A 12,200-nucleotide genomic window follows, 5' to 3' on the forward strand; every position below is an offset into this window, starting at 1 on the left:
CGGTTCAGAACAGCAGTGATGACGAGGTGTCGAACGCCGCGCGGCGACGTTTTTCGGCACTCATCTGTTCGAGCTTGTCTCGATCGACGCAGACCAGCGCATGCGTCGGACAGGCTTCCATACACGCCGGACCGGCGTCGCGGTGGTAGCAGAGGTCACATTTATTGGCTTCGGCTTTCTCCGCGCGCACGCTCAGCCCGATACCGCTGTTGCGAACCACCGGGCGAACCACCACCTCCATCGCGCCATACGGACACGCCACCACACAGGTTTTGCACCCGATGCAGCGCTCCTGCATCACATGCACGAAGCCTTTCTCGCGCTTAATCGCCCCGTTCGGACAGACGTTGGCGCACGGCGCGTCTTCACACTGGCGACAGATAGCGGCGGTAGAAATATTCACGCCTTTAATGACGTGGATGCGCGGCAGAAAGGTATCAGGGGTGAGAGAGGCGCAATCCTGCTCTGCCTGATGGGACACCACGCACGCCACTTCACAGGTACGGCAACCAATGCATTTGCTGGCATCGGCCATAATAAAACGGTTCATCTGCTTCTCCGGCATAACTGTTATGCGCGAAGCTATTCATAAACCGTGCCAATATTTAATGCGTTGATTTTAAAGAGAAATAAAAAGAAGTAGTTCTGTCATCGTCATTAGTGACGATGACAGATGTCGACGTCAGCGATGCGGGCCGTCAATAACGGAGTCGCGCAGGATAAGCTCGCCGGAGAAGGTTTGCTGAAGCTTAAACTCACCGCCGTCGAGCATGAAAATCAGGCGGCTGATGGTCTCCTGGATCATCTCCGTTACCGGAATACGCACGCTGGAGAGGGACGGCACGATATAGGGCGCGATTGCCACGTCGTCAAAGCCGATGACGGACACCGCGCCCGGCGTGGCGACGCCGCTCTCGTGCAACTGCCTGATGGCGCCAATCGCCATATCGTCGTTACTCGCCACCAGCGCGGTAAACGCTTCGCCGCGGGTGAGCAGCTGAGAGACCGCCGCCGCGCCGCTGGCCGGGCTCCACTTCCCTTCGGCGATCAGCGCGTCACGAACTGCAATCCCGTGCTGCGCCAGCGCGTCCCTGTAACCGGAAAGACGCTCCACCCCGGTGGGTGAATCCAGCGAACCGGTGATAAACGCAATCTCCCGGTGGCCTTTCGCGATGAGCTGCGATACCGCGTCCTGACACGAGGCTTTATGATCGGACCAGACGCTGTGGCTGCTGTTTTTCCGCAAACGGCGGTTGAGCACCATGATCGGCTGCTCGCATTTCTCAATGATCTCGTCCAGCGCTTCCACGCTCAGAAAACGCGGGTAGATGATCACCGCGTCGCAGCGCATGTCGAGCAGGTACTGGATCGCCTCGCGCTCCTCTTCGGCGCTGTGCTTGCCGTCCGCCAGGATCAGCTGGCGCCCCTTCTCTTCCGTCATCCGCGCGGCGTTAAACAGCAGCTCGCTAAAGTAGACCCCATGGTACAGGGTGTTCGTCACCACCAGCCCCAGGGTCTGGGTGCGTTTGGTCGCCAGGTTTCGCGCCAGCAGATTGGGGCGATACCCGCTTTCTTCGATGGCCTGAAACACGCGGTCTTTCGTCTCCTGGCTGACGTAACCGTTCCCCGACAGCACCCGGGAGACCGTCGCTTTCGACACGCCTGCCCGCTTCGCCACTTCCAGCATGGTGGTCATAGTGTTATTCCATTCAAAACCGATGAGCCGCAGTGTACTTCACCGCAGAAAAATTGTCGCAGCGACGTTATCACGCTTTTTACGGCCACGAGTGATCGTCATCACGAAACGAAAAAATGCATAAAAAGTGGTCTTGTTTCATTAAAAGAAACTCATGATGATTATGTGAAACCGGTTTCCTACACTTCTCACAACGATAACAGGATCACATCCGATGGCAAAAAATTACGCTGCGCTGGCAAACGACGTTGTTAGCGCGCTGGGCGGTAAAGAGAACATCGTCGCCGTCACCCACTGCATGACGCGCCTGCGCTTCGTTCTGAAAGACGAAAGCCTTACCGACACCGCGCGCCTGAAAAGCATCAGCGGCGTGCTCGGCGTGGTGCGCAACGACAACCAGTGCCAGGTGATCATCGGCAACACCGTGTCCCAGGCATACCGTGAAGTGGTGAGCCTGCTGCCCGCCAACCTGCAACCTGCCGTAGCGCAAGGTCCACAGAAGCTCACGCTGCGCCGGATTGGCGCCGGGATCCTCGACGCGCTGATCGGCACTATGTCTCCGCTGATCCCGGCGATCATCGGCGGGTCGATGGTCAAGCTGCTGGCGATGATCCTTGAGATGACCGGCGTGCTGGGCAAAGGCGACCCGACACTGACGATCCTGACCGTTATCGGCGACGGCGCGTTCTTCTTCCTGCCGCTGATGGTGGCGGCTTCCGCAGCGGTGAAGTTCAAAACCAACATGTCCCTGGCAATCGCCATCGCGGGCGTGCTGGTTCACCCGAGCTTTATCGAGCTGATGGCCAAGGCCGCGCAGGGCGAGCACGTTGAGTTCGCGTTCATTCCGGTGACGGCGGTGAAATACACCTATACCGTTATCCCGGCGCTGGTGATGACCTGGTGCCTGTCGTACATCGAACGCTGGGTGGATCGCATTACCCCGGCGGTGACGAAAAACTTCCTCAAGCCGATGCTGATCGTGCTGATTGCCGCCCCGCTCGCCATCGTACTGATTGGCCCGCTCGGGATCTGGATCGGCAGCGCCATCTCCGCGCTGGTCTACACCATTCACGGCTATCTGGGCTGGCTCTCCGTTGCCATTATGGGCGCGCTGTGGCCGCTGCTGGTGATGACCGGGATGCACCGCGTGTTTACGCCGACCATCATCCAGACCATTGCCGAAACGGGCAAAGAAGGGATGGTGATGCCGTCGGAAATCGGCGCCAACCTGTCGCTCGGCGGTTCATCGCTGGCGGTAGCGTGGAAAACCAAAAACCCGGAGCTGCGCCAGACGGCGCTGGCCGCGGCGGCCTCCGCCATCATGGCGGGGATCTCTGAACCGGCCCTGTACGGCGTGGCGGTACGCCTGAAGCGTCCGCTGATTGCGAGTCTGATCAGCGGCTTTATCTGCGGCGCGGTGGCAGGAATGGCCGGTCTTGCCAGCCATTCGATGGCGGCGCCGGGGCTGTTTACCAGCGTGCAGTTCTTCGACCCGGCCAACCCGATGACCATCGTCTGGGTGTTTGGCGTGATGGGTCTGGCAGTGGTGCTGTCGTTTGTGCTGACCCTGCTGTTAGGGTTTGAGGATATCCCGGTAGAAGACGAAGCCGAAAAAGCACGCGCCCTGCAAACCGCACCGGTACAGAACAAAGCAGCAGAAGCATAAACTGAAAGCGAGGTAAGAATGTCTGTTTTTCCACAAGGATTTTTATGGGGCGGCGCGCTTGCCGCCAACCAGAGTGAAGGGGCTTACCGTGAAGGCGGCAAAGGACTGACGACGGTCGATATGATCCCCCACGGCGCAAACCGCCTGGCGGTAAAAGTCGGCAAGGAAAAACGGTTTTCGTTGCGGGACGACGAATTCTACCCGAGCCACGAGGCGATTGATTTTTACCATCGCTACAAAGAAGACATCGCCCTGATGGCGGAGATGGGCTTTACGGTGTTCCGCACCTCGATTGCCTGGAGCCGCCTCTACCCGAACGGCGACGAACCGCTGCCGAATCAGGAAGGCATTGCCTTCTACCGCGCGGTGTTCGAGGAGTGCAAAAAGTACAACATCGAGCCGCTGGTGACCCTCTGCCACTTCGACGTGCCGATGCACCTGGTGACGGAGTACGGCTCCTGGCGCAACCGTAAGATGGTCGATTTCTTCGCCCGCTACGCCCGCACCTGCTTCGAAGAGTTTAACGGGCTGGTGAAATACTGGCTGACCTTCAACGAAATCAACATCATGCTGCACAGCCCCTTTTCCGGCGCGGGGCTGGTGTTTGAGGAAGGTGAAAACGAAGACCAGGTGAAATACCAGGCCGCGCACCACGAGCTGGTGGCGAGCGCGCTGGCGACCAAAATTGCCCACGAGGTAAACCCGGAAAACCAGGTCGGCTGCATGCTGGCGGGCGGTAACTTCTACCCCTACTCCTGCAAGCCGGAAGACGTGTGGATGGCGCTGGAGAAAGACCGCGAGAACCTGTTTTTTATCGACGTGCAGGCGCGCGGCAGCTATCCGGCCTACTCTGCCCGCGTGTTCCGCGAAAAAGGCGTCGTGATTGTGAAAGACCCGGGCGATGACGAACTGCTGAAAAATACCGTCGACTTTGTCTCGTTCAGCTACTACGCCTCGCGCTGCGCGTCGGCGGACATGAACGCGGGCAACACCAGCGCGGCGAACATCGTGAAGTCCCTGCGCAACCCGCACATTCAGGTGAGCGAGTGGGGCTGGGGTATCGACCCGCTCGGCCTGCGCATCACTATGAACATGATGTACGACCGCTACCAGAAGCCGCTGTTCCTGGTGGAAAACGGTCTGGGGGCGAAAGATGTCGTTGATGAAAACGGTGAGATTAACGACGACTACCGCATCAGCTACCTGCGCGAGCACATCCGCGCGATGGGCGACGCGATTGAGGACGGCGTTCCGCTGCTGGGCTACACCACCTGGGGCTGCATTGACCTGGTCTCGGCCTCAACCGGGGAGATGAGCAAGCGCTATGGATTTGTCTACGTCGACCGCGACGACGCCGGGAACGGCACGCTGGAACGGAAACGCAAGAAATCGTTCGGATGGTATAAGAAGGTGATTGCGAGTAACGGGGGGGATCTCGAGTAGCCTGTTGCCCTCACCCCAGCCCTCTCCCACAGGGAGAGGGAGATGGGTTTGGTAGGCCGGGTAAGGCGAAGCCGCCACCCGGCACTGCTCAGAGCGGAGAAAAACCTCCATCCCCAACCCACCCTGCAAGCCGTGAATACACCCCCTCCACCGCCTCTTTCACCGGCGGCGTCATCGGGTAATAAAACCCGACAATATCCGGCTGAATGCCCAAAAACAGCACCTCGCCCACGTCGTCTTTGATCTGATCCACCAGGTAGTTCAGCGGCATATTGTGGGTGGTCATCATAAACATCTCGGCGATGTCGTCCGGGTCAATCAGGCGGATCTCGCCGGGGTTAAGCCCCATATCGGTGGCATCGACGATTAACAGCCTGTCCGGATGCAGTTCACGGATGGCGACCACGTCGTTTTCCGGCGCGCTGCCGCCGTCAATCACCACCCAGTTGCCCGGCGGGTTTGCGGCGCACAGTTCCGCCAGCAGCGGACCCGCGCCGTCGTCGCCCATCATGCTGTTGCCGACACACAGTAAAACGTCAGTCACGTAATCTCCTCACCATCAGGTAGATGGCGCTCTCCTGATGAATATCGTGCAGCATGCCGAGCAGCGTTTTGCTCCACGCCTGCTGCGCCGGGGTTTGTACGCTCAGCGCCGCGTCAAAGGCGTTAGCGAGCATCGCAATGTGGTTGGCGTCGATGACGATCTCGCCATACTTCGGCACGCCCTCCATCTTGCGCCGCGCCGTACTGCCCTCCTCCAGCGTGGCGATCCACGCCAGGTATTCCGGCCACGGGCAGGTTAACGCCGCCTCCAGGCAGTCGATCACCCCGAGGTGGTGCCCAATCGCCAGGCTGTAATAGACCACCTGCTGCGCCGCATCCGGCGTGGCATCGTTCTCATCAATAAACTTACGGCTCAGCTGGCTGAACACCACCGTTTCACTCATCGGATACGCGCCTCATCCACAATGTTGTTCAGGTTCGCCACGATCTCATTGAGACGCGGATCGTTCTCGGCCTCCAGCCAGCGCGCCACCTGATGGTCGCCCTGGCTGAGCAGACGCAGATAATCGTCGGCAATCTGGCGTCCGTAGCGGTAGCCCGCCAGCCTGCGTGCCGTGCGGTCGATCTTCACCCGCAGCGGCTGCACCATGTCCGGGTGCAGGATAGTGGCTGGCTGGTTGTCCAGCTCGCCTGGCTCGCGGGCGTGGATCTTCTGCTCCAGCAGGCCGAGCGCCATGGCAAAACCGTACAGCGTGGCGGCGGGCGTCGGCGGGCAGCCCGGAATGTAGACGTCCACCGGCACGATTTTGTCGGTACCGCCCCAGACGCAGTAAAGATCGTGGAAGATGCCGCCGCTGTTGCCGCAGGCACCGTAGGAGATGCAGATTTTCGGATCCGGTGCAGACTGCCAGGCGCGTAGCGCAGGCGAGCGCATCGCGCGGGTGACCGCGCCGGTGAACAGCAGGATATCAGCGTGGCGCGGGGACGGCACCACCTTGATGCCGAAGCGCTCGGCGTCAAACAGCGGCGACAGCGTAGCGAAGATCTCAATCTCGCAGCCGTTGCAGCCACCGCAGTCCACGCGATAGACGTAGGCCGAGCGTTTGATTTTTTTCAGCAGCGACGCCTTCATGCTGGCGATGGACTCCTCCACCGTCAGCGGCACCGGAATGCCGTTAGCGTCGCGCGGGCCGAGTAAGTTTTCCATCAGCTGGCCTCTCTCATATGGCGGGTTAAATCGATGCGGTCAGACGGCAGCAGGCATTTCTGACGCTTGCACTCCGGGCAGGTTTCGAAGCTTTCACGGTGATGCTCCGCGCGGACGTCGCCGTTGTGCTTCAGCAGCGCGATGGCGTAGTCGATCTCTTTTTGCACGGCGAACGGACGCTTGCAGACGCGGCAGTTGCACAGCGCAAAGCGCGATTGCTGGAGGAAGTCCTCTTTTTTCCACACCGCCAGCTCGTACTCCTGAGACAGGCGAATGGCGACCGTCGGGCAGACCTCCTCGCAGCGGCCGCAGAAGATGCAGCGCCCGAGGTTAAACTGCCAGGCCAGCTCGCCGGTTTTCAGGTCCGTTTCCACCGTTAAGGCATTCGACGGGCAGGCGTTGACGCAGGCCGCGCAGCCGATGCACTGCTGCGGGTTGTGCTCCGGCTTGCCGCGAAAGTTTTTATCAACCGGGATCGGCTCCAGCGGATAACTGCTGGTCTGCGCGCCGGTTTTGATCACTTTTTTGATAAAGGTAAACATGGCGAATCCTTATTTCAGCGGCGAGTTCTTACGTTCGATGCTGTAGCGCTCAAGCTCTTTGTACGGCACCACCTGGCTTTTCTTCTTGCGCACGTCCACGACGGTCATGCGGTCGGTGCAGGAGTAACACGGGTCGAGGCTGCCGATGATCAGCGGCGCGTCAGAGACCGTGTTGCCGCGCAGCATGTAGCGCAGGGTTGGCCAGTTGGCGTAGGTCGCCGCACGGCAGCGCCAGCGGTAGAGCTTCTGGTTGTCGCCGGTCATGCTCCAGTGGATGTCGTCCCCGCGCGGCGCTTCGGCAAAGCCGAGGGCAAAGCGGTTTGGAATGTAGGTGAAGCCTTCCACCATCAGCGGGCCGCCCGGCAGGTTATCGAGGCCGTAGTCGATCATGTTCAGCGCGGTGAATACCTCGTTGATGCGCACCTTCAGACGGGAGATGACGTCGCAGCCCTGCTCGCTGTGCACGGTCATCGGCAGCAGGCCGTAGCCGACGAACGGGTGATCGGCGCGGGTATCGCGGGCGTGGCCGCTGGCGCGCACCATCGGACCAACGTTACTGAAGTCGCGGGCGATTTCCGGGTCAAGACGACCAATCCCGACGGTGCGCTGCTCAATGTTGGGCGTGCTGAGCAGCATATCCACCAGCTCCTGCACGTCCCGGCGCATCTGCTGCGCCAGCTGGCGGGTCTGGATCATGTCGTCTTTCAGCAGGTCGCGGCGGATCCCGCCGATCAGATTCAGGCCGTAGGTTTTACGCGCCCCGGTGAGGATCTCCGCCATCTTCATTGATGCCTCGCGCACGCGGAAGAACTGCATAAACCCGGAGTCAAATCCGACGAAATGGCAGGCCAGGCCGAGGTTCAGCAGGTGCGAGTGCAGGCGCTCCACCTCCAGCAGAATGGCGCGGATCATCTGCGCGCGTTCCGGCACCACGATCCCCATGCCGTTTTCCACCGAGGTGGTGTAGGCGGTGCTGTGGGCAAAGCCGCAGATGCCGCACACGCGGTCAGAAAGAAACGTGACTTCGTTGTAGCCCATGCGGGTCTCCGCCAGCTTCTCCATGCCGCGGTGGACGTAGAACAGGCGGTAGTCGGCGTCGATAATGTTCTCGCCGTCGACGAACAGGCGGAAGTGGCCCGGTTCGTCAGAGGTAACGTGCAGCGGGCCAATCGGCACCACGTTATTCTTCTTGCTGCCCAGCTCGTTGATGAACTCGTAGGTTTCGCTGTCGGTGGTTGGGGCCGGGCGCTGGCGGTAGTCCATGCTGTCCTTGCGCAGCGGATAGAGTTCATCCGGCCAGTCGTCCGGCAGCACCAGGCGACGCTCGTCAGGCAGGCCAACCGGCACCAGGCCGTACATGTCGCGCACTTCGCGCTCGCCCCAGACGGCGGCAGGCACGCGCGGCGTGACGGACGGGTATTCCGGTTTATTCGGGTCGACCTCGACGCGCACGGTGATCCAGCACTTCTCGCCCTGCTCCATCGACATCACGTAGTACACCGCGTAACTGCCGCACAGCTGGCGCTCGTCGTTACCGAACAACACCGACAGCCAGCCGCCCTGCTGGTAGTAGAGAAACTCCACCACTTCCGGCAGATAGTTCACCTTAATGGTGACGGTGATCTGGTCTTTGGTTTGCCAGGACTCCTCCAGCACCACGCCCGGGAAAGCCTGATGCAACGCGGCGAGATACTGCTGACCTTTCTTTTCTTCAGACATAAACACTCTCTTTAATCACGCCACCAGCAAGGAGACGAACGCTAAAAATGCAAAACCAAAACCAGCCCAGGTAATGCGTGACGTTTCGACAAAACGCAGGCGCGCCATGCTGTTTTCAAACAGGGCAATGACCAGCACGCCGATAAGCAGCTTGAGCACAGCCACCACCACGGCCAGCAGCAGGCCGCCCGCAGAGAAGTGCGTCATCTGCCCCCACGGGAAGAAAACGCCGACGAACATCTGCAACACCACCAGCTGCTTGAGACTGATGCCCCACTTCAGCACCGCAAAGCCGTAGCCGCTGTACTCGGTGAGCGGCCCCTCCTGTAATTCCTGCTCCGCTTCCGCGAGATCGAACGGCAGCTTGCCCATCTCGATAAACGTGGCGAACGCGCAGGCGCAGAGCGCCAGCACCAGCGGGAGCGAACGTGAAACCGGCCAGTGGTAAACGGTGTCGGTGATGAAACTGATGTGGGTCGAGCCTGCAACCTGCGCGGCGACCCACAGCCCCAGCAGCAGAATTGGCTCAACCAGCACGCCGAGCATCGCCTCGCGGCTGGCACCGATACCCGTAAACGGGCTGCCGGTGTCCAGGCCCGCAATCGCAAAGAAGAAACGCGCGATGGCGAAGAGGTAGATCAGCGTAATCAGATCGCCCAGCACCGGCAGCGGCGACGCCACCGTCACCACCGGCAGCGCGGTGGCGATGGTCAGCATCACGCCCACCATCACAAACGGCGTCAGGCGGAACACCCAGCCCGCGGCATCCGGCGCGACGCTCTGACGGGAGAGCAGTTTGAAGAGATCGCGGTACTCCTGGAGCACGCCAGGTCCGCGACGGTTGTGCAGCCGGGCGCGCGCCACGCGCGTGATGCCCAACAGCAGCGGCGCGGCGGCGAACAGCACCAGCGCCTGAAGAATTGCCAGTAACAGACTCATGTCAGGCTCCTCGTGAAATGACAATCACCACCAGCACCGCCAGCTCGATCAGCGCCAGGCGGCGGAACAGTACGGGCACGGCGGCCCCCTGCCAGCCCGGCACCCAGCCCACCGGGTTCAGCCAGTGGCGCAGCTTCAGCACGGCGGCAAAGTTCTCTTTCACCGGCATGGCGAAACCGTGGGCGGTGATAACCATCGACTGCTCGTGTTCGTAGCCGCAGGCCCACGCCGCGCCGCGCGAGCGGGAGGCGAGACGGTCGCGTCTGAAGAACAGCATCAGCACGAACGGCAGGAGCGGCGCGGCAATCAGCAGCAGCGCCATCATCGGCTGGGAAACGACGCTATGCGCCGTGACCAGCGGCAGCGGAATGGCGTGGCCCAGCTGCGGCAGCAGCCACGGCGCGGCAACCCCGCCCGCGATGCAGCACAGCGCCAGCGCGACCACGCTGGTGGTCATCAGTACCGGGGCGCAGCAGGCGTTTTCCGCTTCTCGGGTGCGCGGCGCGCCCAGGAAGGTGACACCGTAAACTTTAGCCATACACATCACCGCCAGCGCGCCGGTGATCGCCAGGCCCACCGCCAGCAGCGGGCCGAGTAAACGCCCGATAAACGCCTCGCTCTGGCCGAGGGCGAAGAAGGATTGATAAATCACCCACTCGCCGGCAAAGCCGTTCAGCGGCGGCAGCGCAGCCATCGCCATCAGCCCGACCAGCATCGCCAGCGAAATGACGGGCATTTTTTTGCCAATCCCGCCGAGCTTCTCAATATCGCGGTGCCCGGTGCGGAACCAGACGCTGCCCGCGCCGAGGAACAGGGTGCTTTTAAACAAGCTGTGGTTGATAAGGTGATACAGACCGCCAATAAACCCGGCGGCAATCAGCGCCGGCTGGTTGAGCGCCAGCCCGGTGACGCCTGCGCCCATGCCGAGCAGGATAATCCCGATGTTCTCCAGGGTGTGGTACGCCAGCAGACGCTGGATGTTGTGCTCCATCAGCGCGTAGAGGCCACCGACGAACGCGGTGATCATCCCCGCAATCAGCAACGCCACGCCCCACCACAGCGGCGGCTGATCGCCCGTCAGGGTTATCGTCAGGATGCCGAACAGACCGACCTTCATCACCACGGTGGAGAACAGCGCAGCGGCCGGGGCTGAGGCATTGGCATGCGCCTGCGGCACCCAGCCGTGCAGCGGGATTATCCCGGCCAGCAGGCCAAAACCGACTACGCTCAACAGCCAGACGTCGTTGCCCAGCGGCTGGCCGTTAAGCGCGGCGAAATCCAGCGTGCCGAAACGCTGCCACACCAGCCAGCAGGCCAGCGCCAGCAGCAGCGTGCCGAGACGTCCGAGCGCAAACCACAGCTTGCCGGAGGCGCTGCATCCGGTCAGGAACACGCCGCACAGGGCCATGATTTCAGCCATCACCACCAGCGCGCCGAGGTTGCTGGCGACAACGGTACAGACCGCGGCGGCCATCAACAGGTTAACCAGCAGGCCGTTGGCTTTGGTGTGCTGATGGCGGTGCCAATCGATATTAAACAGGCTGATAAACAGCCCGCACAGGCCAAAGGTTATCAGCCAGATGGCGTTCAGCGGCGTAAGCTCAACGGCGTGGTGAATCAGCGGGATGAGGGTGTCGACGGATTGCCCGTCGATCAGGACAACCCCGCCCGCCGCCAGCGTCATCAGGCTGCCGACCGCCCCGCCGATACCGGCGATCACGCCGCTCAGCGTTTTATGGAAGGCGAGGAGCAGCGCCAGGACAGCGGCGGCGGCAAACCAGGCCACGCCGCTGGTCATCATAACTATCGCGTTCATTTCGCCCCCTCGTTAAGCGCCCGCAGCAGCGAAAGATCGCCGACGTCGGTATTGATGGTCAGCTCACGCTTGCGTTTGCTGGTGCGAGCGATGTCGCGGATGTTGACCAGGACCAGCGCCCGGGTCGGGCAGGTCCGCACGCAGGCCGGACCCTGCTCATCGAAGCTGCACAGGTCGCACTTCACCGCAACGGCGCGAATGCCCGGCACCCAGTCCAGCAGCGTGCTCACACGTGCCGGAGCCGGTGGCGCAGGCGGCGCTTTCGGGGTATTGGCATTCGCCGGAATATGCAGCGGACGGCTGCCGGAAAACTCAATGGCGCCGAACGGACAGGCGATGCCGCACAGCTTGCAGCTCACGCACAGGCTTTCGTTCAGCTGTACCGCGCCGTCAACGCGGGTGATGGCATTGACAGGACAAACGCCCGCGCACGGGGCGTCTTCACAGTGGTGACAGAGCTGCGGGGCAGACTCTTTCTCATTACGCATGACGCGCAGGCGCGGCATGGACTGTAGCCCGTGCAGGCGGTGCGTTTCCGAGCACGCCGCCTCACAGGTCCGACAGCCAATACAGACCGTCGAGTCAGCAATTACAAAACGGTTCACCGGGTCATCCTCTGGTGATGGTCATTTTTGACGAAAAAAAACTGTCTTATCGACACTTCTCGA

The 12,200-nt window shown here is 61.3% G+C and carries 12 protein-coding genes; 2 read left to right on the forward strand and 10 right to left on the reverse strand.

The genetic code is table 11. From position 1 onward, the window contains the following. Nucleotides 1–4: 4 nt before the first annotated feature. On the reverse strand, nucleotides 5–550 hold the full coding sequence (gene hydN / locus DD597_RS18460) for an electron transport protein HydN (protein WP_017382793.1): 546 nt from the start codon (nucleotides 548–550) through the stop codon (nucleotides 5–7). Between the two features lie 132 nt (nucleotides 551–682). Beyond that, a complete protein-coding gene (locus DD597_RS18465) occupies nucleotides 683–1,696 on the reverse strand; it encodes a LacI family DNA-binding transcriptional regulator (RefSeq protein WP_022651738.1) in 1,014 nt (337 codons plus the stop codon). 214 nt (nucleotides 1,697–1,910) lie between these two features. On the opposite strand from DD597_RS18465, the gene ascF reads away from it, so the two are divergent. Next, on the forward strand, nucleotides 1,911–3,362 hold the full coding sequence (ascF, locus tag DD597_RS18470) for a PTS cellobiose/arbutin/salicin transporter subunit IIBC (protein WP_129256496.1): 1,452 nt from the start codon (nucleotides 1,911–1,913) through the stop codon (nucleotides 3,360–3,362). An 18-nt stretch (nucleotides 3,363–3,380) separates the two neighbouring features. Then, nucleotides 3,381–4,805, forward strand: coding sequence for a 6-phospho-beta-glucosidase (locus DD597_RS18475; RefSeq protein ID WP_023314720.1), 1,425 nt, complete (start codon nucleotides 3,381–3,383; stop codon nucleotides 4,803–4,805). An 88-nt stretch (nucleotides 4,806–4,893) separates the two neighbouring features. Here the strand turns inward: DD597_RS18475 and hycI are convergent, their stop codons facing one another. From hycI to DD597_RS18515, 8 genes are read right to left on the reverse strand one after another with little or no spacing between them, the layout of a single operon-like run. Then, nucleotides 4,894–5,349, reverse strand: coding sequence for a hydrogenase maturation peptidase HycI (gene hycI, locus DD597_RS18480; RefSeq protein WP_003862145.1), 456 nt, complete (start codon nucleotides 5,347–5,349; stop codon nucleotides 4,894–4,896). Then, nucleotides 5,342–5,752, reverse strand: a complete 411-nt coding sequence (locus DD597_RS18485) for a formate hydrogenlyase maturation HycH family protein (protein WP_003862143.1) — start codon at nucleotides 5,750–5,752, stop codon at nucleotides 5,342–5,344. The genes hycI and DD597_RS18485 overlap by 8 nt, the downstream gene beginning before the upstream one ends. Beyond that, nucleotides 5,749–6,516, reverse strand: coding sequence for an NADH-quinone oxidoreductase subunit B family protein (locus DD597_RS18490; RefSeq protein WP_003862141.1), 768 nt, complete (start codon nucleotides 6,514–6,516; stop codon nucleotides 5,749–5,751). The genes DD597_RS18485 and DD597_RS18490 overlap by 4 nt, the downstream gene beginning before the upstream one ends. Beyond that, a complete protein-coding gene (locus DD597_RS18495) occupies nucleotides 6,516–7,058 on the reverse strand; it encodes a formate hydrogenlyase complex iron-sulfur subunit (protein WP_003862138.1) in 543 nt (180 codons plus the stop codon). The genes DD597_RS18490 and DD597_RS18495 overlap by 1 nt, the downstream gene beginning before the upstream one ends. Nucleotides 7,059–7,067: 9 nt before the next feature. Then, complete coding sequence (hycE, locus tag DD597_RS18500) at nucleotides 7,068–8,777, reverse strand: formate hydrogenlyase subunit HycE (RefSeq protein ID WP_022651741.1); 1,710 nt, start codon at nucleotides 8,775–8,777, stop codon at nucleotides 7,068–7,070. 15 nt (nucleotides 8,778–8,792) lie between these two features. Then, a complete protein-coding gene (locus tag DD597_RS18505) occupies nucleotides 8,793–9,716 on the reverse strand; it encodes a respiratory chain complex I subunit 1 family protein (protein ID WP_045335697.1) in 924 nt (307 codons plus the stop codon). A gap of 1 nt (nucleotide 9,717) precedes the next feature. Continuing rightward, nucleotides 9,718–11,532: a formate hydrogenlyase subunit 3 gene (hycC, locus tag DD597_RS18510; protein ID WP_045335698.1), complete on the reverse strand. Its 1,815-nt coding sequence runs from the start codon at nucleotides 11,530–11,532 to the stop codon at nucleotides 9,718–9,720. Beyond that, the gene (locus DD597_RS18515) at nucleotides 11,529–12,137 is read right to left on the reverse strand and encodes a 4Fe-4S dicluster domain-containing protein (RefSeq protein WP_017692772.1); all 609 of its coding nucleotides are present in this window, start codon (nucleotides 12,135–12,137) and stop codon (nucleotides 11,529–11,531) included. Before DD597_RS18515 ends, hycC begins: the two co-directional genes overlap by 4 nt. Nucleotides 12,138–12,200: the final 63 nt, after the last annotated feature.

It is taken from the genome of Enterobacter cloacae complex sp. 677-3DZ2D5B (assembly GCF_004136695.1).
Taxonomy (GTDB): Bacteria; Pseudomonadota; Gammaproteobacteria; order Enterobacterales; family Enterobacteriaceae; genus Enterobacter; species Enterobacter hormaechei_C.

Coding starts and splice junctions, on each gene's coding strand:
- hydN (WP_017382793.1), bottom strand. CDS start 550: ATGAACCGTTTTATTATGGCCGATGCCAGCAAATGCATTGGTTGCCGT.
- DD597_RS18465 (WP_022651738.1), bottom strand. CDS start 1,696: ATGACCACCATGCTGGAAGTGGCGAAGCGGGCAGGCGTGTCGAAAGCG.
- ascF (WP_129256496.1), top strand. CDS start 1,911: ATGGCAAAAAATTACGCTGCGCTGGCAAACGACGTTGTTAGCGCGCTG.
- DD597_RS18475 (WP_023314720.1), top strand. CDS start 3,381: ATGTCTGTTTTTCCACAAGGATTTTTATGGGGCGGCGCGCTTGCCGCC.
- DD597_RS18485 (WP_003862143.1), bottom strand. CDS start 5,752: ATGAGTGAAACGGTGGTGTTCAGCCAGCTGAGCCGTAAGTTTATTGAT.
- DD597_RS18490 (WP_003862141.1), bottom strand. CDS start 6,516: ATGGAAAACTTACTCGGCCCGCGCGACGCTAACGGCATTCCGGTGCCG.
- DD597_RS18495 (WP_003862138.1), bottom strand. CDS start 7,058: ATGTTTACCTTTATCAAAAAAGTGATCAAAACCGGCGCGCAGACCAGC.
- hycE (WP_022651741.1), bottom strand. CDS start 8,777: ATGTCTGAAGAAAAGAAAGGTCAGCAGTATCTCGCCGCGTTGCATCAG.
- DD597_RS18505 (WP_045335697.1), bottom strand. CDS start 9,716: ATGAGTCTGTTACTGGCAATTCTTCAGGCGCTGGTGCTGTTCGCCGCC.
- hycC (WP_045335698.1), bottom strand. CDS start 11,532: ATGAACGCGATAGTTATGATGACCAGCGGCGTGGCCTGGTTTGCCGCC.